Genomic DNA, 23,195 nt, shown 5'->3' with positions numbered 1-23,195 from the left:
TGATTACACCTCATTAAATTTCGTTTCTAATCACCTATTGTGCCAAAAAGTTATCCATTTTACCAATTGAAATGCTCTGTGTTAGGTGTTATTGACTTAATTTAGATGCCGAATACTCATGAATGAATGTCGTTAGCTTTTTCAAAGTATCAGGGTTTACAGAAGGGAATACACCATGACCTAAGTTAAAAATATAACCAGGCTGAGCCATTCCTTTATCTAAAATAGCTTTTGCTCTCTCTTCAATTACCTCCCATGGAGATAATAATATAGCTGGATCTAGGTTACCTTGAACCGTCTTTGTAATTCCCATTTGACGGGCTTGATCAATTGGAAGTCTCCAGTCTAACCCAACTACGTCTAAAGGTAAGTCATGCCATTCTAATGCCAGATGACTCGCTCCAACACCAAACATAATTAAAGGTACATTTTCTCCTCTTAAGCTAGAGAAAATACGGCTCATTACTGGTTTGATGTAGTAACGGTAATCTTCCACATTTAAAGCACCCACCCAAGAATCAAATATTTGAATGGCTCTTGCACCTGCTTTAATCTGTGATTTTACATAAGTGATTGTCATTTCTCCCAGCTTGTCCATTAACGCAAACCATGCTTTAGGCTCAGAATACATAAAAGCTTTTGTTTTATTATAATTTTTCGAAGGACCACCTTCGATCATGTAGCTAGCAAGAGTAAATGGAGCTCCTGCAAAACCGATTAAAGGAACAGATAATTGCTCTGTAGTAAGTAATTTAATCGTGTCTAATACGTACGGTACATCCTCTTCAGGGTTGATTTCTCCTAATTTCTCTACATCAGCAAGTGACCTAATAGGGTTATCGATGACTGGACCAATTCCTGATTTAATTTCCACATCGACACCAAGAGCTGGCAGTGGAGTCATAATATCTTTATATAGGATTGCTGCATCTACATCATATTGCTCAACAGGTAATCTAGTTACGTAAGCACAAAGTTCTGGCTGATGTGTAATTTCAAATAGAGAATACTTTTCTTTAATGGCTCTATATTCAGGCTGTGATCTACCAGCTTGACGCATATACCAGACAGGAACATAATCCGTTTTTTCCCCTCTAGCAGCTCTTAGGAACGTATCATTTATTTCTCTAACCATGAATTCATTTTCCACCTTTCAAGACATTTCTTTAACTTATTCTAATATAAACCTCAAAAATATAAAAACAGACAAGTTATGTACATTCTTCTAATATAGCCTTTTCTACTATCGTTGTATAGATAACCAAACCAACTGTCAAAAAATTGACGTTTTTATTATTCCATAAAGAGAGTAGAACTTTCTAAAGCATTAGGATTATACACCAAATTAAATGGAAAGGTATAATAGGAAGTAGTATAAGAACCATTTTAGGGGGAGTGAATAAAATATGAACGTATTTATTACATCAGGTACATACGAATATTTAAAACAGTTACAGGACAAGTACACAAATGAAACTTTAATCCTCATGCAAGATGAAGATACCACTCTTCTTTTACATGAAACGAACGGAGAAACTATTTTCAACGAACCGAGGCAATATGAAGCGATTGATTCCTCTGGTGATTTAAGTAAAGGTTCCTTTGCTGTCTTGAATAACATTCCAGTAACGGATGAAGGTCGTCCTGTGTTCGAATATCGATTTAAAAATCGTGCCGGCCTTATTGACAGCGAACCGGGATTTGCGGCCATTAGAGTCTTACGCCCCCTTTCTACTGACACTTATGTAATTCTAACTTTATGGGAATCAGAGAGTGATTTCTTAAATTGGCAACAATCAAAAGCCTATGAAAGAGCACATAAAAAACGAGGAACGGATGAAGGAATCGATAAGCAGAGTATCTTTCCTAGACCTTCTTATGTGACGAAGTATCAGATAACTATTGAATAAAACTAAAGCAACTCGCTAACATGAATTAGCGAGTTGCTTTATAATCTTTAACTTTTAACTTCCCTTTATGATTCCATTCCTGTTTGCGTAAACAGCAGCTTGTGTCCGATCGGCTACACCTAACTTGCTTAAAATATTACTAACATGGGTTTTAACTGTCTTTATACCAATAAACAGCTCTTCACTTATATCTTGATTGGTCATGCCCTCGCCAATACACTTCAAAACATCTAATTCCCGTTCAGTTAAATCATCATGGGGCTTTTTCTCTTGAGCTCTAAATTTCGTCATCATTCTATTGGCTACCTTTGGTTCAATAACCGCTTCTCCCATTGCTGCCTTCCTGATAGCTTGAACCACTTCCTCTGCTGTTGCCGTTTTTAGCATATAGCTAAACGCCCCCGCTTCAATAGCAGGAAAAACTTGTTCATCATCATAAAAGCTTGTAATAATAATTATCTTACAATTTGTATACTCTTTTAGAATTTCTTTTGTTGCATCAATTCCGGTTCCATTCTCCATTAATAAATCCATTAAAACTACATCTGGTCTTTCTTTTAAGACAAGCTTAACTGCATCTTGACCACTGCTAGCTTCACCCACTAATTCAATTTCAGGCTCTGTAATTAAGTATGAGATAATTCCTTTTCTAACCATTTCATGATCGTCTACTACCGCCACTCTGATCAATTTATACCCTCCCCGTTCTTGGTATTCTAATATCTATATATGTACCTTCGTTTTCTTTGGAACGGATCGTAAAAATCCCCCCTATTTCTTCACATCTTTCTCTCATCGTCTTTAACCCATAAGAGGCAACCCGATCGATTTGTGGATCAAAGCCCTTTCCATTGTCACCAATGAACAAATAGATATAATTCTCTTTTTCCGTTAGAGTTAATTTAATTTTAGTAGCATGTGAGTGCCGTAAGATGTTAGACAAAGCTTCTTGGATAATCCTAAATAAATGCTCTTCTGTGGCTTTTGAAATATGTTCAATTTCATCTATGCTTGCTTGAAAATCAAGGTTCGTTTTCCCCTTCAGTTCCTGAATGAGTTTAATAACCCCATCACAAAGACTATCATCTGTTAATTGTATAGGACGTAAATGGAGTAATAATGCTCTCATTTCCCCTTGAGCTTTTGCAGCAATTTCAGAAATTTCTTTCAACTGTGCATGTGCTTTTTCTTTATTTATATCAAACATTCTTAAAGTTGCAGAGGACATCATACTTAAAGCAAATAGCTGCTGACTAACTACATCATGGAGGTCACGAGCTAATCTCTGTCTCTCCTCCATAACTGCTGCTGTATGTGCTGTTTGAGCTAAGGAAGATTTCTCATCAGCTAGTCGTTGCATAGAATGTACTTGTTCCTGAATATATTCAGCTAAATGATTTAACTCTTCAGTGATTAACCCAATTTCATCTTTTTCAAAGTTTGGTATTCTTTCTGACAGCTTGCCACTTCTTAATGTCGAAATAAACAAGTAGATATCCGTTAATCTTCCTTTAATTAAATAGCTACCTCTTATTCCAAAATACGCTCCTACAAGTAGCAAAATAACCAATATGTAAAGCGTTAACCAAAAGGTCATGGAGATGTCTAGTAAAGGCTTTTGTGTATTAAAAATGTATATTTGGAGTCCTACAAAGAAAATTAAGCTACAGATTAGTCCCATCATTATGAAACTTTGAATAAACCAAAAACGGATACCGTATTTTTTCATATAATTGTTCTCCTAAACTTTGTCTATTCGGATGGAACCAATTTTCAATTCCACTGTAATGTTTAATTTTCTCGTTGCCTCATCATAGCCCTTTGATTTAAAAAATAATGTCCGATTTATCGCTTCAGATTGATTGTCAAAAATTCTTATATCCCCTACTTTTATACGCGATTGAATCATGACCGGTATATCTTCTGGGACAATCATTTTAACATCTCCAATCCAGCCATTTAATTTTACTTTTGTCTCTCTTTCAGGAATATAAGCCTTGCTAAAATCAATAAAATAATCTCCAATCGTATTGTAGATTTCCATTGGTTCTAACGACCAGTTAGCTTTTTTTAAATTGACATCACCAATGGAAAAACCTTTTTTAGAGATTTTTCTGTTTACATCCTTATAGGTCTCTTCGTTATAAGTATCTAGAGGTAGGTCCTTTTCAAAGTGAACTTTAATCGTCCGTTTTTTAAATAACATCGATAAACCAAGATAGATGATAATATATGGCCAAAGCTTCCATACATCCCAAAAGCCAAAAGAAATAATGGCTAACCGATCTAAAACTAATAAACCTGCAAATATAACTAAAAACAGACTAGCAAATACTCCTTCTCTCTTTCTCAAGGAATTAATTAATCCTACAATCCCTAAAACTAATAGCACAAATGGATAAAAACCGACAAAAAGATCTTTTATTTCCAAGGAAATGACACCTATATTCACTAACAGTAGGACTATTCCCACCGTTAATAATAAGCCCGCAAATAAAACTTGATTGATTGTCTGGTATCTCAAGGAAATCCCTTCTTTCTATACTGAAATCTGTATTCTAGAGAAATGTATATTTCTCCTTCACTAAAAGTATCTATTAATTACAATCATACCAATTTTCCTTGAGAAATGAACAACCTATAGAGTGTTTTTATATCCGTCTCTAGACGGAGTATATGCTTTTCATTTTTTGGGGCATTAAAAAACCCGTTAAGCCAAATATGCTTAACGAGTACTATATTTAGTCATTTACGTTTAAAAAGTCTCTAATCACCGTTACATATTCTTCAGGTTCTTCTATGTATGGCATGTGAGCACTATTCTCAAACACATGAAACTTTGCATTTGGGGTTAGTTCACTAAAATATTGAGTAGACTTTGGTGTAGCTTCGTCGTAACGTCCACATGTATATAGAGAAGGAATAGACAGTTCATTTAATCTAGAAGTGCAGTCAAAGTCCTTTAAATTTCCTGTTACGTGGAATTCAGAAGGTCCCCACATAATATTATAAACCTCTGGATTCCTATAGTGTGCACCATGTTTTAAAAACTCAGGTAAAGGGTCTAGTCGACATACGAAGTGTCTATTAAACTCGGCTGTTGCCTCTTTATATTCTTCTGAATCGGTTTTGCCATTCTCTTCACATTCTTTTAACGTTTCCTGAACACTTTCAGGTAATAATGTCCTATTATAATCTTGGTCCTCCGCCCATAAGGGAGCACTTAAACAAGGACTAGAGAAAATAGCACTTTTAACACCAGTTGGCTTTTCTAACAAATAGGCAGCTAAAAGGGTTGTCCCCCATGAATGACCTAAAATATGTAGTTCCTTTAAAGAAAGAGCTTCTCTTAATTGAGCCAGTTCTTCGACAAATCGATCAATATTCCATAAAGAAGACTCATTAGGACGATCCGAATTTCCACATCCTAATTGATCGTAAAAGATAACTGGTCTATCTTCAGCAAGAATTTTTAATCCTTGTAATGAATAATGAGACGAACCAGGTCCCCCATGTAATACGATTAGTGGTGTATTAGTCAATTCTCGATTATGTATTTGATACCAAACCTTTCCACCAGTAACCTCAACATATCCTTCTTGTACTGTCATTTCCCTCACTCCAAATAAATTTATAATCTTATCTATTAGACTTTTGTAAATAGGACCAACTATATATGAACAACTTATTTTACAATAAATATATAAAGAGACTACCTGCTACAGTGATATGTCTCTATCTTTTTTCACATTCATTTTCATCGTTACCCATTCATAAACAAAGAGCAATAATACAATCCAAATGTAACCTATGGCAAATCCTCCAATTACATCTGTAGGATAATGAACTTGAAGAACGACTCTACTAATGCCAATTAGCATAATGACTACACTAGCTGCTAGTCCTATAATCCATTTGACAGCTGTTTTTTTCAATTGTTTAATAGAAAAATAAGCGATGTATGTGTAAAGAATAATAGCAATCATTGCATGACCACTTGGGAAACTTAGGCTCTCAACATGATCTAGATATTCCATCTCTGGTCTAGGTCTCCCAATCGTTGCTTTTAGAAATTTATTTAATTCATTCCCCAGAGCTACAGCAACTATACCAACGGCTAAACCAATATAATCTCGACTCTTCCACCATAGCCATAATAAAAATAGTATTCCTACGGAGATTACACCAATTTTATCTCCTAAGGGAGTTATGGTACTAAAAAATCCTTGGGTAGATTCCCCAAAAAGGGATATGATTAGTGCCCTTACTTTCGTATCTACAGTTAACTCCTCACCGCTTAATACTATATTTGTTAATAGTATAGACGTAACAAGAGCAATCAATAATAATCCCATTGTTAACTTAGATGATAATCTTACTCCCATCACAAAACCTCCTTTTCTACTGTAGTGAAAACCTTAAAGCCAAAACTTTCATTTTCCTTTAGACAACTAAAGAATGATATAATACTATTTATTTAGAATCATTTTTATATTTTTGTGAATATATTTTTCAGAAAATTATAAAATCACATTATGAACAATATACCATAATAAGGAGAGAGAATATATGCTTCAACACCTTTTTACCAAACTAGAAAATTACTACGATGAAATGGTTGAAATCAGAAGATATTTACACCAACATCCTGAATTATCATTTCAAGAGGTAAAGACCCCCAATTACATAAAAGATTATTATTTAAACCTTGGAATTGAAGTGAGAGACAAGGTCGGTGGAAATGGGGTTGTTGCTAAAATCTACGGTGGTAAACCAGGAAAGACTATTGCTTTACGTGCTGACTTTGATGCTCTTCCCATTAACGACGAAAAAGATGTACCTTATAAATCAACTATTCCTGGTGTCATGCATGCTTGTGGTCACGACGGCCACACAGCCACTTTACTTGTACTAGCTAAGGTGCTACATGAAATGCGTGAGGAACTAGAAGGAAATTATATAATGATTCATCAACATGCCGAAGAATATGCCCCAGGTGGTGCGGTAACCATGATTGAAGATGGATGTCTTGAGGGAGTGGATGCCATCTTTGGTACTCATTTATGGGCAAGCGAACCTACAGGTAAAATTCAGTATCGCAAAGGTCCGATCATGGCTGCTGCTGACCGCTTTGAAATTGAAATTCAAGGCCAAGGAGGTCATGGTGCACAACCCCATAAAACAAAGGATTCCATTGTTACTGCTTCACAACTAGTAATGAACTTACAACAAATTGTAAGCCGTAGAGTGAATCCCGTTGATTCTGCTGTCGTAACCGTAGGGTCTTTTGTTGCCGATAATGCTTTTAATGTGATTGCCGACAAAGCAAAACTAATCGGAACCGTTCGTACCTTTAATGAAGACGTACGTGAATTCATTGAAAAAGAAATTGAAAGAATTGTTCAAGGTACATGTCTTGCTGCTAATAGCACTTTTGAATATGAGTATCATAAAGGGTATCCAGCGGTGGTGAACCATGCTGAAGAAACGGACTTCTTAGTACAATGTGCTACTAATATCCCTGATGTTACTGTAGTGGAAGAAACAGAGCCACAAATGGGTGGAGAAGATTTTGCTTATTACTTACAACATGTAAAAGGTACTTTCTTCTTTACAGGAGCTAGACCAGAAAATGTTCCAGTTGCGTATCCACATCATCATCCAAAATTTGATATCGACGAGAAGTCGCTTTTAGTGGCAGCAAAAACACTTGGTTCAGCTGCATTAGAATATCAGAAAAAGTGAGATTAATAACCAACATCCCCAAAGCATCAAAATGCCTTCGGGGATGTTTTTAATAACCTTAATCGATAACAATTCATCGCTACTTCACCTAAATGATCAAGTAAATTATAGTTGGCATAAGCTCCAACAATCGCTCCTAAGCCTGGGATTAGTTGAAGCATTTTGACAAAATCAATATAATCACGATACTCCTGTTGAAACTCCCTCCAGTCCATATCGGCTAATTGCTTCTTGTGCTCTTCCCAATTCTCAATAATATAGTAAGTTTCCTTTCGTTTTTCCTCGCTAGAAAAAGCTAATTTAAAAATGTGAAGAATGAATAAACGCTCTTCATACTCATCTGTGTCATAACCATAAACGGTTGCTGCTTCAAATAAGAACTTCATTTTTATAGACAATAACAAAGGAAAATCGGCTAATGCCAATAATATTCCTCCAGCACCAGTCCCTGCTCCTTCAACTGCAGCCGTTTTTCGGTATATATTCATCTTCTCTTGTAATAACTTGTCTCTATCAGCAAGTGTAGCACCTGATCGTTCCTCTTTTTTCGTAATAAAATTTGACCCAACTAGTGTAGCTTGAACCATCTTTCTAATGCTTTCAGTTACGATATGATGAGCTTTTTCCGGTATCATCTCATTTATCTTTATTTGAGCTTTCTTTGAGAGCCGATTAATTAATCTTGGTTTCTTTAGTAAATTTCTTTTCCAATCCTCTACTTCCTTATAGGCATGTAATTCATATTCGTTCATTGTTAACCCTTCCTTTAAATACATTTGATACATAATACGAATCAAAAATCATATAGTTTCATCACGCTAAAAATGGAGGCAGTTCTATTGAACCACCTCCATCGTTTTAAATTTGAAGTTTATTTTTACTGTATACAAAAACAAAGAAAAAGCTAAATAACATACCTGCTATGATTGATAATCCTGCTATTACCCATTCACCTTTTAAGAACAAGGGAATCGATAATAATATGACTTGTGCTCCAAGCAAGCGAACCATCAGCTTTTGGAACGACTGACCTTTTATCTTGTCTTTAACAGGATACAGCTGAATCCATAATTTATTTTGATGATGATTCCATAATGGTAGCAACTGAAATCCTGTTAAATATAAAAACAGAATAACAAACAAAATTTGTCCATAACCAAATGTTACTAAATAGAGGCCCAATCCTCCTATCACCGTTAACCGAACAAATAAACCTAGGTAATCTCCACCTCTTATAAAGGTGTTTACAAACAAATGTAAAAAAGTTTGATCTTGTTTGTAAGGAATAGAAGCAGATATAAAGTCTAACCATTTTCTTCTTTTTACTCGGTCCTTTAATTTTGGAACGTCTGTAAACAAGTTGGCTAAGCGATAAAAGGACATCATCCTTCTTTCTTCTTGTTCAATTAAGAACTCCCATTTCAATCCTTTTAGCATTGTTTGGCTGCGATAATATAAGTACAGACATAAGTAAATCACAAAAATCAAACCAAGAAATAAGTATCCTGCATTTGAAAATAACAGAAACAGAAAAACTCCATTTAAACAGTAACGGATGAGGGAGTCAACAAGATGTACATTCACTTCAACATAATATTGGACTCTCCACTTAATGAGAATGTTTATAAATTTAACTGCACAAAGAGATAGAAGAAACATGAAAAAGGATCCGAAGTCTCCATTATTCACTTGTGCATAAATTGGCATAAATACGCCAAGACCAAGAACTAAAAAGTACACTTGAATGAAAAAACTTAGGATGATTGAAGATTTAAAATAAGGCTCTAGACGATTTTCTAAAGGTAGTAAAAAAATTTTGTCTGCTTCCTTTAGAAAGCTATAGATTGGGCTATAGGTTAACAGAACCGCTAAAAACAGAGCCATAAGGATGGCAGCTGGAAATTCGGGTGTCAAAGTTTTTACCCATTCCTGATAATAAAAAGCAACGGTTCCCAATAAAAATACAAGAACGATCACAATGTGCCCATTAAAAATATAGCGAAAATATTTCCCTAACTCTTTACTCGCAGTACCTAGTCTTTCCTTCCAAAGCTTATTTGCATCAAACATAATCTTCTTCCTTTGTTAATTGAATATAGAGGTCATCCAATGTTGCGTTTGGCATGGCAAATTGTTCTCTTAACTCCTCTAACGTACCTTTTGCCCTTACACTACCTTCATGTAAGATAACAAATCGATTACAGTATCTTTCGGCAGTAGCTAAAATATGGGTCGACATTAAAATCCCTGCACCATTCTCTTTCATTTTTTTCATGAGGTCTAGTAAGGATTGAATTCCGAGTGGGTCTAAACCTACGAAAGGCTCGTCCACAATATAAAGGGATGGTTGTACTAAAAAGGCACACATAATCATAACTTTTTGCTTCATCCCTTTTGAGAAATGAGCGGGAAACCATTTTAGCCTCTTACTCATTCTAAATTCCTTTAATAGAAGTTCTTTTCTTTCATTGTATGTTTTCTCATCAATGCCATAAGCCATTCCTGTCATTCTTAAGTGTTCATCTAGAGTCAGTTCATCATATAAAATTGGTGTCTCCGGAACAAAGGTAAATTCACGTCTGTAGGCTTCTTTGTCTGCTTGAAAGTTTTTACCCTTTATCGTAACTTCCCCATTATGTGGTTCCATCAGGCCAATAATATGCTTAATAGTTGTACTCTTGCCTGCACCGTTTAATCCGATTAAACCAACAATTTCGTTTTCCTTTACATCAAAAGAAACGTCTTTCAATACGGGATTCCTTGAGTATCCACCCGTTACATGTTTAATCTCTAATAATGTCATAAACCAACGTCCTTCCCAAATTCTGTCCTAAGCATTGCTATGTATGTATTTCCAAATTTTAAAAGTATCATTTTTATGAGTATACTACAAATGACTTTAAAAATCTTATTGCCACTTCTACACTCTACCTAAATGCTACAAATAGCCTATCAAAACAATGAACGAAAAAATTATTTCAAAATATGTTTTCTTGTGAATATAAAACTTCACACCGGGCATTCTAATCTATGAAGGGGAAACAACAGATGATTTAATCATCTAAATTTTGAAATGAGGTGTCTATCGCAGACAGTTTCCTTTCTAAATAAGCTTTCAGGACGTTCCTATAAGGGGATGGTGACATTGCACAAAGCAATTGAAGCCTAAGATCTAGATCCGTACCACATTTTACTAATAAATGAGGTGTTCGTAAAAGACTATCACCAATCTTTATAAGTTGTGAAACCTATAAAGCAATAAGGGGATGGTACGCTTGAACAAAGGATCGATTTTACAAACTCTGTAGAAAACACAAATCATTTAATAAATGAGGTGTTTGCAAAAGAGGGTAACCTGATATAGACGTATTGAAAAAGCATTCCCCTTCAGAAACGGCAGGATTCCTTGCGAATCCTGCTTTTCTCTTTTTTACATTGGCATATATATGGTAAACTATCCTAAATACACTATTAAGTTTAATTATATGTGGAAGGGGTCTTAATCATGAGTGATTGTATCTTTTGTAAGATTGTCAAAGGAGAAATTCCTTCAGCAAAGGTTTTTGAGAATGAATTTGTATTAGCATTCCTAGACATAAGTCAAGTTTCCAAAGGACACACATTAATTATCCCAAAAGTACATAAAGAAAATTTATATGAGTTAACTCCTGAAATGGCAAAAAACCTGTTCGAAGTAACTCCTACTATTGCCAATGCAATCAAAAAAGCATTTAACCCCGCTGGAATGAATTTAGTTAACAATAATGGCGAAAAAGCAGGACAAACTGTTTTTCATTTCCACATGCACTTAATCCCACGTTATGGTGAGGGTGATGGTTTCGGAGCTGTTTGGAAATCCAATCAAAGTGATTACACACCTGAAAAACTACAAGAGATCGCTAAAAATATTGAAAATAATCTCTCATAGTGGCTCTTTTAAGAGTGCTTTTAAAGTCACTTTTATAAAACTTCTATAATAAGGACATGCTTTTCAGAAAATCTGAAAAGCATGTTTTTTGTATAGGATGGGGATATTAGTATCCGAGGTGATATAAGTGGAGTTAAATCGTGTAAAGGAAATATTAGCTTCAGACGACGAAATATCCGTAAACTATCATGGAATCCCGGTTTGGATTGAGAACATTGATGAAACTTCTAGTATGGCAACGGTACATGCCCGTGGAACACATGATGAAAAGCGACTTGTTTCTATTGACGCTTTAGAAGAATAATTTAGTTAGAAATGGAATAGGCGTCTAGCTTTATTAGACGCCTCTTTTATTATAAACCACCACAAGATGAATTCTGTCCGCTTTCTTCAAATCCATTCTTATTAGTTTCAGATACTAATCCATAACCAGTCGAACTTAATTCTAGTAATTCCTCTTTCGTAGCCTTTCTTTTTGTTAAAATGTTTGGTTGGTTAACTTTATAATTTTCTTTTTTCACGTTAAACCCTCCATTGTTGTTTTTGTTCTTATTTTCTCAGGAAGTCTTCATAAATATTAATTCCATTTTCTTCATAAAGTTCTAGTAACGATTAACCAAAATATTCAAAATTCAGTATTTACAGTTTCATTTTTTTTGTTAGGATAGTACTATTAATATCTTTACTTCTTTGACGCGTCACAATAAGAAAAGCGGAAGCGCCCTGTTTAGCGACGTATGGACTGGAGCGCCTCGACTGAGATAAAGGAAACACGAAGAGCGTGAGCGATTCGATGTTGACTTATCGTAGGGAGAGGAGCGAAGTCCACTAGTCGCTGGGCGCTGAAGCTAGACAGTAGTCTAACTTCAGGAAGCTTATATTTTCTAAACTTATAAAAAACTAAGTTTATATTTGGAGGGAAGAAAAGATGAATCGAACGTTTAATTTTAATGCGGGGCCAGCCGCTCTCCCTGAAACTGTTCTCCTAGAGGCCCAAAAAGATTTACTGAATTACCAAGGTACAGGCATGTCAGTAATGGAACTTAGTCATCGAAGCAAAGAATACGAAGAGATACATAATGGAGCAAGCAAGAAATTAAGAAAGCTTATGAATATCTCTGATGACTATGAAGTTTTATTCTTACAGGGTGGAGCGAGTCTCCAATTTTCTATGGTTCCCATGAACTTACTCACAGAAGATACGGTTGGCTATTACGTTTTAACTGGGGTATGGTCTGAAAAGGCTTTAGAAGAAGCAAAAAAGCTAGGAAATACAGCTGTACTTTCGTCTTCTAAAGATGAAAACTACAGGAGGATCCCTTCCCTAGATTTGAATCAAATAGCCGAAAATGCCGCCTACCTCCATATAACAAGTAATAACACCATTTTCGGAACCCAGTGGAACTCTTTTCCAGAACAATTAAAGGTTCCACTAATTGCGGATATGTCTAGTGACATCCTAAGTGCACCCATAAATATAAATCAATTTGATATGGTCTATGCAGGTGCGCAAAAAAATCTTGGCCCTTCTGGAGTGACAGTTGTCATAATGAAGAATCATTTATTTGAACGCTCAGAAAATAGTCTTCCAACCATGTTAAATTATGAAACACATAGAAAAAATAACTCCTTGTTTAATACCCCTCCCACTTTTTCAATCTACCTTCTGAAGCTCGTTTTAGATTGGGTTGAAGACCAAGGTGGAATTGAAGGACTTGCTGAGAAAAACGATAAAAAAGCTAGATTACTTTATCATGTCATAGATGAAAGTAGCGGCTTTTATAAAGGTCATGCCCATTTAGACAGTCGATCAAAAATGAATGTTACATTTACCTTGCCCACTGAAGAAATGACAAAAGACTTCTTAAACCAAGCAAAAGAAGATGGCTTTGTGGGATTGGATGGTCACCGTTCAGTAGGTGGTTGCCGTGCCTCTATATACAATGCCGTTCCATTAGAACATGTTGCCAAGCTTGCTGAGTTTATGGAACAATTTAAGAGGGGTTACTAAATTATTTTTGTGTAGCTGAAAATAAAATAAATTGACAGAATTTTTTAACTTCCGGTTTCAAAGTAATCTATGCTATAATGATTTCAAGCTTTTCGCTATAGGCAATGAGTGCACTATAGGAGAAGCCCATACAGTTGGCTGTTTTCGTGGACACGAGAAGAGTCAAAGCTTAGATTAGCAGAGGAGAGATGAGAAATGAATACGAAGAATCTTGTTGCACTTTCACTATTAGTGGGAATGGGTGCTGTATTACATGCGGTGGTGCCTGGTTTAATTTTGGGAATGAAGCCAGACATGATGCTAACCATGATGTTTTTAGGTATTATCCTTTTTGCGGAAAAGAAGAATGTTTTACTGCTAGGACTTGTTACTGGCCTAATTTCAGGTATAACTACAACATTCCCAGGAGGACTTTTCCCAAATATTTTTGATAAGCCTTTAACAGCATTTGTTTTCTTTGGACTATTTTTAGCTCTTAAAAAATTCCAAACTTCCATTGTTAGCGTAGCAATTTTAACTGCCGTTGGTACCGTTATATCTGGTATCGTCTTTTTAACTTCAGCCTACTTCATTGTGGGTCTTCCAGGACCTTTTGTAGCATTGTTTGGAGGCGTTGTTTTACCTACAGCAGCCGTTAACACAATCGTAATGGTTGTTCTATACCCAGTTGCGGTTACTATCACTAAGAGAACTAAACTTAATCAACAAGTAATTAATAGCTAAAAAGAACCCATTTGGGTTCTTTTTTTGTTTCATATGAAAATTTCACTGGAAACTATAAAAGATAATTCCTAATAAAAGAAATACTCCCCCACCGCTTGCCAGTGCACTTGCCCTCTTTTTTAAAACTACCTTCGGAGGATAGAATCCAGGTTTCTGAATGGCTATAACATGATAAAATGTTCCGAGAAACAGCACAATACTGATTGTAAAAAATGCGAAGGTCACTCCTGACATTCCCTTCACTCCTTCTCCTCTAAGTGTATCACTATACATATAAATACTCTAAATAGTCGGATAATAATACATCCTATGCGAGATGGTGATTTCCTATGAAGATACATTGTTTTTACTTATTCAATTAGAAAATATACATAATACTATTATTAAAATAATAACTTTGGAAAATAACGCTGAAAAAAATCACTGGATACTTTAAATATTTTTATCATTTTCAAATCAAAAATAAAGGAATTTAAAGATTCTTGTAGAATTTTGAATGTTATAAACTCCTAGTTATTTTCAAAGTGATTGTACTTAAATATTATTAGGATAAAATAAATTCAACCTATATATAAAGATTTAGTATATGAGAGGTGTGATTAGATGAAAACAAAAACTCTATTGCTTGGATTTATAGTTGGGGGAATTGCAGCTGGTGTTACAACCCTATTATCTGCACCTGCTTCAGGTAAGGAAACTAGAAATTACATTAAGGAAAATAGTAATCAGTGGAGAAACCAGCTTTTAGATTTAAAGATAAGTCTATTGGATTTAAAAAATTCAACTACATCCGCCACAAAAGAAGGGAAAGAGGTTATCTCTACGTTTATTTCCGATGTAAAAATCTTACTAGCTGATTGGCAGGAAGATATTAACCCTAACCAAGAACAATTAAAATTTGAACTAAACTCCATTCAAGAAACTGTGAACGAACTGGAGTCTCAAATACAAGCAGATCAGAGTATATTAGTTAATAAATAAAATTAGATGTAACTTTTCTTAATCTCTTGCTACAAAACTTATTATGTTAAATATAGAGTACGATACTTTTATAAAGTTTATATAACATATAAGCCTTTTAAAAAAGGCTTAACCGTACCTATTTCTAAATTTCTAAAAATTTTGTAAATTTTATCTTTATTAATTTTTGTTTTATTGGCATAATGATAATAGAGAAAAAAATTTTCTTACTAGACACTAAACTAGATTAGTAAGAAACAGTCTATTGAATAATAAAAGTAGGTGAATTAGGGGATGGCAGAAAAACAGTATTCAATGAAAGAAGCAATGCTTTTTAGCCAAAGGATTGCCCAATTAAGTAAAGCTTTATGGAAATCAGTAGAAAAAGATTGGCAGCAATGGATTAAACCTTTTGATCTAAACATTAATGAGCATCACATTCTTTGGATCGCTTACCACCTAAACGGTGCGTCTATTTCAGATGTTGCTAAGTTTGGAGTAATGCATGTCTCTACTGCTTTTAACTTTTCGAAAAAGTTAGAAGAACGTGGATTATTGAATTTCTCTAAAAAAGAAAGTGACAAAAGAAATACTTATATTCAGTTAACGGAACAAGGTGAAAGCGTTTTACTTAAATTAATGGAAAGTTATGAGCCAGATAAAAATGCAGCTTTCTCCGGTGCGATGCCACTAAAAGAACTGTATGGAAAGTTTCCAGATATTATTGAGATGATGGCAATCATTCGTAATATTTATGGTGATGACTTTATGGAAATATTCGAGAAATCTTTTACAAACATTGATAGCGAGTTTGTTGAGGAAGATGGTAAGCTTCGTAAGAGGAACTCATCTCAGGAAGTTGTCTAATTTTTAAAGATATTTCTTAAACTCTAACATTAATGGCACGAATAAATGTTGGTTTAGACACACTTCTACTACCTCTTCTGCTTGAAGATTTGGATGTAAATTTGATTTGAATTCTTCTAAAAGCGGATGAAAGTATACAAATCCTTCCGCTTTCTGTTCTTCTAACTTTATGTGCATTTTTTCACAAAGTTTATAAAAATCCTCTACTTCATTTTTATGTAGTGACTTTTCAATAACTAATTGATAAAAGCCAAATTTATTTGTTGAAACCATCTGCGCTAATAAGGTTTGGTGATATTCTAACCGTTTTATCTTCTCCAGTAACTCTTCATAGTTCATTATTGTTCCTCTTTTCAATCAATCAAATTTAACCATTTCCTTATATATGCTCCACTCGAACTCTTTAACATTATCGCTAACATTTTACATAATATCCATTAAAAATGAAATGAAAAGCACGTGTAAATTACTATTGATTTTTTCATTCTTTCGTCGTACAGTATCATAAGTAGTTATGAATAGGCTCAAAAATAACTCAAAAATTATTCTCTCCTTATGGAGGCTGAGACGATGAATTGCTGGAAGACGATTAACTTTTCTAAACAATATGGAACAGAAAGACTATTTGTATTGTCTTCCTTAACAACGTTGTTTGCATTTATTTTACTTTATGTACCGGTTACTTATTTAATTATTCCTAAAAATTTCTTTTACGATAACCATTTTGTTTTTTTTCTTATCGGTTTATTTTTACTTTATCCATTGCATAAAATTCTACATTTCTTACCTGTTGCTCATTTAGGTAAGATTGTAAAAAAACAATTTGAATTTAGATTATTTATTTTTCCAATAATAAACATTAAAGTTTGCGAACCTATATCAAAGAATTTATTTATTTTTGCTTTATTAATGCCCTTTATCATTATTAATGCCGTATTAATATCAACATGTTTTTTATTGCCACATTACGCACATTATTTTACTATACTTATAGCTTTCCATACTGGTCTGTGTGTTTCGGACTTTATCTGTTTTAAGAATATATTAACTGCTCCTAGACACTCTTTTATTGAAGAAAACGATGAAGGGTTTGAAATATTGATTAGTAGACCGTCTTAATTGAACCCTTCTGACTTTCTTTTTTTATAAATATTTGGTAATCTAAATATTAGAGAAAAAATCGCCGATTAGGAGGGATTCGTTGATGATCTCCATATTTATTATTTTTGCCATTTTTATATTATACAATATTAATAGGATGACTAATTCCCTTTGCTTACAAAAGGAAATACCTGAAGAGCGTCAACCAAAAGTATTTAGGACTATAAATATACTTGTCACTATATTACTTATCTCTTCATATATTGAAATTTTATTTGCTTAAACCTAGGTACATATCTTTAAAGAACACGGATAAACCGTGTTCTTTTTTTGTTTGGGAAGATTTGATGATAGATGACTCTTTTTGCAATATTTGAATCACTGAGTGGATTGTAGCGGAAGGCACTTGACTCCTGCAGGAAATAGAGGAAAGGTCGAGACCCCACAGACGGAACGTCGAGGAGGCTTGACTTCCTCCCTGCGGAAAGGAACGGGCTAGGTTTATATGCAAAAACTACGATTTTCGAAAAAACAGGACTATCTAAAACTAAATGCTCATTTTTGTAAAATAATTCCTTAACCAATGGATATCGTTTTTGTTCTTTATTCAAGTTGTGATATAGTAATGGTTGTGGTTTAAGGTAACCAAGAAATTAACGTTTAGGAGATGTTCAGCATGAAAAAATGGGTACTTTCCCTTACTCTTGCAGCAGGGGTTATCAGTTTAGCAGCATGTAACAATGACACTAACTCAGAAGCCGTTGTAGAGTCTAAAGCGGGCAATATTACAAAGGACGAGCTATATGAAGCTATGAAGGAAAAGTACGGTGAACAAGCCCTTCAGGAGCTTGTATATGAAAGAGTTCTTTCTAAAAACTACGAAGTGACAGATAAAGAGCTGGACGAGAAAATTAATGAACTTAAAGAGCAGTTAGGTGCTAACTTTGAAACAGCTCTTGCTCAGTATGGGTATGATAGTGAAGATGATCTACGAGAAACATTCAGAATAGGCCTTCTTCAAGAGAAAGCAGCTATAAAGGATATCGAAGTTACGGATGAAGAACTTAAAGAATACTATGATAATTACAAGCCTCAAGTAAAAGCTCGTCATATTTTAGTTGCAGATGAAAAAACGGCAAAAGAAGTGTTAACGAAACTAGATACCGGTTCTAAATTTGAGGATTTAGCTAAAGAATACTCAACAGATCCTGGTTCAGCTGCACAAGGTGGAGAATTACCTTGGTTTGGTCCTGGGCAAATGAGTCCTGAATTTGAAGAAACGGCTTATGCACTTGATGTAAACGAAATTAGTGAACCTGTTAAAACAGAGCATGGCTACCATATCATCCAAACAACTGATAAAAAAGAAAAGAAATCTTTTGAAGATATGAAAGATGAAGTTGTTTATAAAGTAAAAGTGTCTAAACTTGATGGTACGATTATTAATGAAGCTATGGAACGTGAATTAAAAAATGCTAATGTAAAAATTAACGACAAGGATTTAAAAGGCGTTCTTGAGAAAGATACAGAAGAAGTCCAACAATAATGAGTAAACAAAAAGGGTTCCGACGTGGGACCCTTTTTGTATGCTTATAGGAATGATTATCCTAGAGAACGCTCCTTTGTGCGCTCTTCACGCGCTCTCTCTAGTCTTTGCATGTAAACTTCTCCTTCTTTCTCAATGCTTTCATTTTCTTGCTGTCTTTCTTCTTTGCCTGTTTTAATGGCCATCACCGCACTAACCATGATCCCCGCTACAATAATATAAACCCAAATAGGAATAGTCATTTTTCAATCCTCCAGTAAAAATAAGGTTGTCCACTTGTTAATTAAAATGTATTCAGTAAATAAGGAAATATGAATAATTATTTGCTCATAAAAAAAACGCCTCAACCATCGAGACGTTCTAAGAATTTTTATTTATGAAAAGTAGGTTTATAAAATGATCTCTGATCTAGAGCAAACACTCTTTCCGTGTATTCTCCAGGTTTTACTCTTTCTAGAGCACGATCAAGCATGTTCATTTTTGCATCTAAATTATCAATATAATGTAAGATTTCTGCTTCTTTAATTAATGGCGGCTTCGGACTTCCCCATTCAGCCTTTCCATGATGGCTAAGTACGATGTGCTGAAGGATCATGACTTCTTCTCCGCTAATTCCTAACTCATCCGCAGCCTTCCCAATTTCAGTAACCATAATCGTGATATGACCTAATAGATTGCCTTCAACCGTATATGTGGTTGATATTGGGCCAGATAGCTCAATCACCTTTCCTAAGTCATGCAAAATGACTCCGGCGTATAATAGGTCTTTATCAAGGCTAGGATACAAGTCAGAAATGGCTTTAGCCAAATCTAACATACTCACAACATGGTACGCCAATCCAGAAACAAATTCATGATGGTTCTTCGTTGCTGCAGGAAATTCAATAAAAGCATTTTGATGTTTCTTTAGTAAATGGCGGGTAATTCTTTGGATGTTAGGGTTTTTCATTTCAAAAATATATTGAGTAATCTTACTATTCATTTCATCTTTACTAACAGGTGCTGACTCTAAGAAGTCCTCTAACTTAACAGCATCTGTTGGAGTGGATGGACGTATTTGTTTTAGCTTTAATTGATTACGTCCACGGTAGTTAAGAATATCTCCCTGAACCTTTACAATACTCTGCGGGCTATACCTTTTCTCATCTTCATCAGAAGCGTCCCACAATTTAGCCTCAATATCCCCACTTTGGTCTTGAAAAATTAACGTTAAAAATGGCTTACCATTACTTGCAATTCCTTTAGTAGAATTTTTTATTAATAGGAATTTCTCAACTTGCTCTCCTACTTCATAATGGAGGATTCCTTTAGTCATTAAGAATCGACGCTCCCTTCTATGAAACTAGTATATCATAAATTTTGTACGGGGTTGATTTTTCAGTTAGTTAGAGTAAACATTAATCCCTATCCTGTTAAGATTGAATAGGGATTATTTTACTCTTCTCAAGATGAATGATCTCAGAGCTAGTAAAGTATGTAAGTAAATGCTTATGACATGTAAAAAATAAAATTTGGTTACTTGTCATTTCCTTCAATAAATTAATTACTTTTTCTGTTCTTACATGATCAAAATTAACAAAGCTATCATCGATAATAATGGGAAAAGGAAATTTCTTATATACAGTTGTAGCAAGCGCTAACCTTAGTGAAACATACACTTGCTCTGTTGTTGCTTGGCTAAGTTCATTCGCCTCAAAAAGGGTTTGGTCCTTCCTCTCAATTAGAAACCCGTTGCTGTCCTGTTTTGTTATGATTCTTACATATTGTCCATCAGTAAGATACTGTAAATAACTTTCTGCTTTTTTTAGCATATTAGGGAGGCGTTCTTCCTTAAATTTCTGAACCGTCTTAGACATAACTTCTTTAGCCACCATATATGTAGCCCATTCCCTAGCTTCTTCCTCTAATTCAAATGTTAATTGTTTATAGGTATGTAAAGTTTCAGCGTATGTTCCCCCATCTTCTATGACACTGATTTCATGCTTTACCTCTGCTAGCCTTTCAATCGAACTTGAACGTTTTTCTTGTGTCTCCGATAGTTCATTTAATAAAATTTGCCTTTCTCTGTTAGCATCCTTGTCCAAATAAAAAGTGATTGTATCTTCAGAGAGAGAGGAAAGCTGTACATTTCGATTCAGTTCATGAAGTCTAGCTAAAGTACTTTTTCTCTTTTCCTCTAATTGCCCTACAATACGAAATTCCTCTTCAGTCTCTACATTTGCTAATTTGAACAATTCTTGCTTTTCTTCATTTATATGTTTGAAATCACTTTCTACAACGATGCATTCTTCCTCAAGTTCGTTCAACTTTTTCTTCAATTCGCTATATTTATTATATTTTTCTAGTTCTTCTTTTAACTGCTCCTTTAAAAGTAACGCTGACTCTTTAATGCCATAGTTTTGCTGTTTTAAGAATTTTTGTTTTAGTTCATCTATTTTACTAGTTATAGACAATAATTCATTTTGTCTCTTCTTGATTTGTTCATCCATACGATGAAGCTCACTAATAAGATGTTTTAGTTTCTCAATTAGTAAAAAAGCTTCATGCAAATGTCTTAGTGCTATTTCTTTAGGGAGAAATAATTCATCCCCTAAATTTATTAAAAAAGTTTCATGCTCCGTCACTTCTAATTCCCATTTTTCAAACCCTTTAATGACTCTTTCATACTGTTCATTTTGAAGAGACCATTTACTATGTAACAAAGTTAACTGTTCCTGCAACTCCTTGTCTCTTCTCAGTTGTTTTTCCATCCACTCATAGTTTGGCAAATTGATATTGGCCTTTTGTTTTAGTTCCTCTTCTTGACGAAGGCATAATTTTATTTTTTTGTCTAAATCTTTTAGTTCATTCAATTGATTATTCTTAAACAGTAAACTGAAGACATATATAATTCCAACTGCCCCAAATGCAGATAGCAGCAACTCTGTTTTCCAAATCCCAAAGCCAATTAAAAGAGTAAAAATGAACCCAAACATGATCCCTTGCCTAAAGTTTTGTGTTTTCCGTCTTGTAGCATCTTCTCTACTCTTTTTGTAGAATTGAATTTTCTCTTGAATCTCCTGAAGGTCTCTATTTAATGATTCTTGTTTTACTATATTAGCAACATTTTCCTCCAGCTTCTCTCTTTCAGATTTAGGTAAAAGCTCATTCTTTATCTGTTCCATTCTTCCTTCAAGCATTTCCAAAGCAGCTTTTTCAGAATTAAATAATTCTTCTAGCTCTTCCTTTTTCTCGTTAAGACGTTGCTGCTTCTTTTGTGCAGAAGCGGTCTTCTCCTTCATGAAGATACTTGTGTTTACATTTACAATATTTTCTTCATTAATCGGGATGTGTAGCTTCTCTCTTATTGATCTAATTTCTTCTTCTAGCTGCTGTTTTTTTAACTCCCACTCATTTAATTGTTCCAAGATAGAATCATATAAGGGCATTTTTTCAGTCGCTGCAGTTATCACTGTTTCGTTTTCTATCAAATGATAGTTAGGTTCATTTGCCTTTATTTCGTCTGTAATACTCCTAATTCTTTCTTTTATCGTTTTCATTTGTGCGGTGAGTGGTGTAATCACTTGATTAATTTGATCTAACCGAGATATTCCATCAACTGGATAAGGGGCTTTTTTTGTTTGGTCCAATTCCTCTTTTAACAGCAAGCTTTCTTTAACAATTGGGGACAGCTTCTCCCATTCCTCTAGTTGACTCTTCATTTTCTCTAATCTGTTTATTTTTTCATTCAGACTATAAATTTCTTTATGTAAAGATTCCTTCTCTTGTAAAAATTGATTGTAACGTGCATTCATCTGTTCCGTTCTTTTCAATTCATTGTATACATCTTTTATTTCTTTAAGTTTCTCATTAATTAGGGGCTTTTTGCCATTTGGTTTAAAACGCAATTCAAGTTCCTTCTGTAATTCAGCATCAACCGTAAGCAAACGGTCAGACCCTAATGCCCCAGTCGAAAATAAGAATTTACCTAAGTCCTCACTCTTCATATGATGGACATTTTGTAAACCATGTAGGTTAAATGAAAAGATAGACTGATATAGTGATTTATCTATAGAGCTAAGGATTTCTTTAAGAAGCTCTTCCCCACCTATCGTACCGTCGTCCAACCAAACACTAACATCTCCAACCGCTTTTCCTTTAACTCGTTCAATCGTTGCTCTCCCCTGTTTAGAAGTTACTACTAGTTTCCCACCATATTTTGTTCCTTTTTTCGGCTCATATCTTAAATCAGATTGTTGTTTTGTTGGAAAACCAAAAAGGATGCTATGAATAAATGACATTATAGTTGATTTACCTGCTTCATTTTGACCGTAAAATACTTGGAAATCTCCCAAACTTTTTATAGATACATCTTCCAGTCTTCCATATCCGTATATATGAATTTCCTCTAATTTCACTTATAAC

Annotated in this window: 26 protein-coding genes; 11 read left to right on the top strand and 15 right to left on the bottom strand. The window is 34.5% G+C overall.

Features of this window, described 5'->3' with window-relative positions; genetic code table 11:
• Window positions 1-88: 88 nt before the first annotated feature.
• A complete protein-coding gene (hemE, locus tag SM124_RS00540; RefSeq protein WP_322444534.1) occupies window positions 89-1,135 on the bottom strand; it encodes a uroporphyrinogen decarboxylase in 1,047 nt (348 codons plus the stop codon).
• 271 nt (window positions 1,136-1,406) lie between these two features.
• On the opposite strand from hemE, the gene SM124_RS00535 reads away from it, so the two are divergent.
• A complete protein-coding gene (locus SM124_RS00535) occupies window positions 1,407-1,910 on the top strand; it encodes an antibiotic biosynthesis monooxygenase family protein (RefSeq protein WP_322444533.1) in 504 nt (167 codons plus the stop codon).
• A gap of 54 nt (window positions 1,911-1,964) precedes the next feature.
• On the opposite strand, the gene SM124_RS00530 is transcribed toward SM124_RS00535, so the two are convergent.
• The 5 genes from SM124_RS00530 to SM124_RS00510 all read right to left on the bottom strand — a co-directional run bounded on the left by SM124_RS00530 (window position 1,965) and on the right by SM124_RS00510 (window position 6,295).
• Complete coding sequence (locus tag SM124_RS00530) at window positions 1,965-2,600, bottom strand: response regulator (RefSeq protein ID WP_322444532.1); 636 nt, start codon at window positions 2,598-2,600, stop codon at window positions 1,965-1,967.
• Between the two features lies 1 nt (window position 2,601).
• On the bottom strand, window positions 2,602-3,639 hold the full coding sequence (locus SM124_RS00525) for a sensor histidine kinase (protein ID WP_322444531.1): 1,038 nt from the start codon (window positions 3,637-3,639) through the stop codon (window positions 2,602-2,604).
• Window positions 3,640-3,651: 12 nt separating this feature from the next.
• Window positions 3,652-4,434, bottom strand: coding sequence for a cell wall-active antibiotics response protein LiaF (gene liaF, locus SM124_RS00520; protein ID WP_322444530.1), 783 nt, complete (start codon window positions 4,432-4,434; stop codon window positions 3,652-3,654).
• Between the two features lie 217 nt (window positions 4,435-4,651).
• A complete protein-coding gene (locus tag SM124_RS00515) occupies window positions 4,652-5,521 on the bottom strand; it encodes a proline iminopeptidase-family hydrolase (RefSeq protein WP_322444529.1) in 870 nt (289 codons plus the stop codon).
• Window positions 5,522-5,629: 108 nt separating this feature from the next.
• Window positions 5,630-6,295, bottom strand: a complete 666-nt coding sequence (locus SM124_RS00510; RefSeq protein WP_322444528.1) for a phosphatase PAP2 family protein — start codon at window positions 6,293-6,295, stop codon at window positions 5,630-5,632.
• Between the two features lie 184 nt (window positions 6,296-6,479).
• Here SM124_RS00510 and SM124_RS00505 point away from each other — a divergent pair, with 184 nt between their 5' ends.
• Complete coding sequence (locus tag SM124_RS00505) at window positions 6,480-7,655, top strand: M20 family metallopeptidase (protein WP_322444527.1); 1,176 nt, start codon at window positions 6,480-6,482, stop codon at window positions 7,653-7,655.
• Window positions 7,656-7,681: 26 nt separating this feature from the next.
• On the opposite strand, the gene SM124_RS00500 is transcribed toward SM124_RS00505, so the two are convergent.
• From SM124_RS00500 to SM124_RS00490, 3 genes are all read right to left on the bottom strand, one after another.
• Entirely contained in the window at window positions 7,682-8,407 is a 726-nt protein-coding gene (locus tag SM124_RS00500; protein WP_322444526.1) for an EcsC family protein, read from the bottom strand.
• A 106-nt stretch (window positions 8,408-8,513) separates the two neighbouring features.
• On the bottom strand, window positions 8,514-9,725 hold the full coding sequence (locus SM124_RS00495) for an ABC transporter permease (RefSeq protein ID WP_322444525.1): 1,212 nt from the start codon (window positions 9,723-9,725) through the stop codon (window positions 8,514-8,516).
• Entirely contained in the window at window positions 9,718-10,458 is a 741-nt protein-coding gene (locus tag SM124_RS00490) for an ABC transporter ATP-binding protein (protein ID WP_322444524.1), read from the bottom strand. The genes SM124_RS00495 and SM124_RS00490 overlap by 8 nt, the downstream gene beginning before the upstream one ends.
• 702 nt (window positions 10,459-11,160) lie before the next feature.
• On the opposite strand from SM124_RS00490, the gene SM124_RS00485 reads away from it, so the two are divergent.
• A complete protein-coding gene (locus SM124_RS00485) occupies window positions 11,161-11,583 on the top strand; it encodes an HIT family protein (RefSeq protein ID WP_322444523.1) in 423 nt (140 codons plus the stop codon).
• A 127-nt stretch (window positions 11,584-11,710) separates the two neighbouring features.
• On the top strand, window positions 11,711-11,887 hold the full coding sequence (locus SM124_RS00480) for an H-type small acid-soluble spore protein (protein WP_322444522.1): 177 nt from the start codon (window positions 11,711-11,713) through the stop codon (window positions 11,885-11,887).
• Window positions 11,888-11,936: 49 nt separating this feature from the next.
• On the opposite strand, the gene SM124_RS00475 is transcribed toward SM124_RS00480, so the two are convergent.
• Window positions 11,937-12,104 carry a hypothetical protein gene (locus SM124_RS00475; RefSeq protein WP_322444521.1) on the bottom strand — a complete coding sequence of 56 codons (168 nt, stop codon included), beginning with the start codon at window positions 12,102-12,104 and terminating at the stop codon, window positions 11,937-11,939.
• 407 nt (window positions 12,105-12,511) lie between these two features.
• On the opposite strand from SM124_RS00475, the gene serC reads away from it, so the two are divergent.
• The gene (gene serC / locus SM124_RS00470; protein ID WP_322444520.1) at window positions 12,512-13,594 is read left to right on the top strand and encodes a 3-phosphoserine/phosphohydroxythreonine transaminase; all 1,083 of its coding nucleotides are present in this window, start codon (window positions 12,512-12,514) and stop codon (window positions 13,592-13,594) included.
• A gap of 195 nt (window positions 13,595-13,789) precedes the next feature.
• Window positions 13,790-14,317, top strand: coding sequence for a tryptophan transporter (locus tag SM124_RS00465; protein WP_322444519.1), 528 nt, complete (start codon window positions 13,790-13,792; stop codon window positions 14,315-14,317).
• A gap of 42 nt (window positions 14,318-14,359) precedes the next feature.
• Here SM124_RS00465 and yhzF read toward each other — a convergent pair whose 3' ends face one another.
• Entirely contained in the window at window positions 14,360-14,551 is a 192-nt protein-coding gene (yhzF, locus tag SM124_RS00460) for a membrane protein YhzF (protein ID WP_322444518.1), read from the bottom strand.
• A 369-nt stretch (window positions 14,552-14,920) separates the two neighbouring features.
• Between yhzF and SM124_RS00455 the strand changes: the two genes are divergently transcribed.
• A complete protein-coding gene (locus SM124_RS00455; protein ID WP_322444517.1) occupies window positions 14,921-15,298 on the top strand; it encodes a YtxH domain-containing protein in 378 nt (125 codons plus the stop codon).
• Between the two features lie 273 nt (window positions 15,299-15,571).
• The gene (locus SM124_RS00450; protein WP_322444516.1) at window positions 15,572-16,144 is read left to right on the top strand and encodes an HTH-type transcriptional regulator Hpr; all 573 of its coding nucleotides are present in this window, start codon (window positions 15,572-15,574) and stop codon (window positions 16,142-16,144) included.
• A 3-nt stretch (window positions 16,145-16,147) separates the two neighbouring features.
• Here SM124_RS00450 and SM124_RS00445 read toward each other — a convergent pair whose 3' ends face one another.
• Window positions 16,148-16,483: a DUF1878 family protein gene (locus tag SM124_RS00445; RefSeq protein WP_322444515.1), complete on the bottom strand. Its 336-nt coding sequence runs from the start codon at window positions 16,481-16,483 to the stop codon at window positions 16,148-16,150.
• A gap of 231 nt (window positions 16,484-16,714) precedes the next feature.
• Between SM124_RS00445 and SM124_RS00440 the strand changes: the two genes are divergently transcribed.
• The 3 genes from SM124_RS00440 (at window position 16,715) to SM124_RS00430 (ending at window position 18,791) form a co-directional block, all read left to right on the top strand.
• Entirely contained in the window at window positions 16,715-17,263 is a 549-nt protein-coding gene (locus SM124_RS00440; RefSeq protein ID WP_322444514.1) for a DUF3267 domain-containing protein, read from the top strand.
• 85 nt (window positions 17,264-17,348) lie between these two features.
• Window positions 17,349-17,528 (top strand): hypothetical protein, encoded by a 180-nt coding sequence (locus tag SM124_RS00435; RefSeq protein WP_322445026.1) that lies wholly within the window; start codon window positions 17,349-17,351, stop codon window positions 17,526-17,528.
• Window positions 17,529-17,921: 393 nt separating this feature from the next.
• The gene (locus SM124_RS00430; RefSeq protein ID WP_322444513.1) at window positions 17,922-18,791 is read left to right on the top strand and encodes a peptidylprolyl isomerase; all 870 of its coding nucleotides are present in this window, start codon (window positions 17,922-17,924) and stop codon (window positions 18,789-18,791) included.
• 56 nt (window positions 18,792-18,847) lie between these two features.
• On the opposite strand, the gene SM124_RS00425 is transcribed toward SM124_RS00430, so the two are convergent.
• The 3 genes from SM124_RS00425 to SM124_RS00415 all read right to left on the bottom strand — a co-directional run bounded on the left by SM124_RS00425 (window position 18,848) and on the right by SM124_RS00415 (window position 23,188).
• Complete coding sequence (locus tag SM124_RS00425) at window positions 18,848-19,033, bottom strand: sporulation YhaL family protein (RefSeq protein WP_322444512.1); 186 nt, start codon at window positions 19,031-19,033, stop codon at window positions 18,848-18,850.
• A gap of 128 nt (window positions 19,034-19,161) precedes the next feature.
• Entirely contained in the window at window positions 19,162-20,106 is a 945-nt protein-coding gene (yhaM, locus tag SM124_RS00420) for a 3'-5' exoribonuclease YhaM (RefSeq protein ID WP_322444511.1), read from the bottom strand.
• A 97-nt stretch (window positions 20,107-20,203) separates the two neighbouring features.
• On the bottom strand, window positions 20,204-23,188 hold the full coding sequence (locus SM124_RS00415; RefSeq protein WP_322444510.1) for an ATP-binding protein: 2,985 nt from the start codon (window positions 23,186-23,188) through the stop codon (window positions 20,204-20,206).
• Window positions 23,189-23,195 lie beyond the last annotated feature (7 nt).

The sequence above is a fragment of the Robertmurraya mangrovi genome (genome assembly GCF_034427655.1).
GTDB lineage: Bacteria > Bacillota > Bacilli > Bacillales > Cytobacillaceae > Robertmurraya_A > Robertmurraya_A mangrovi.
This window is presented reverse-complemented; position numbering and strand designations above follow the sequence as displayed.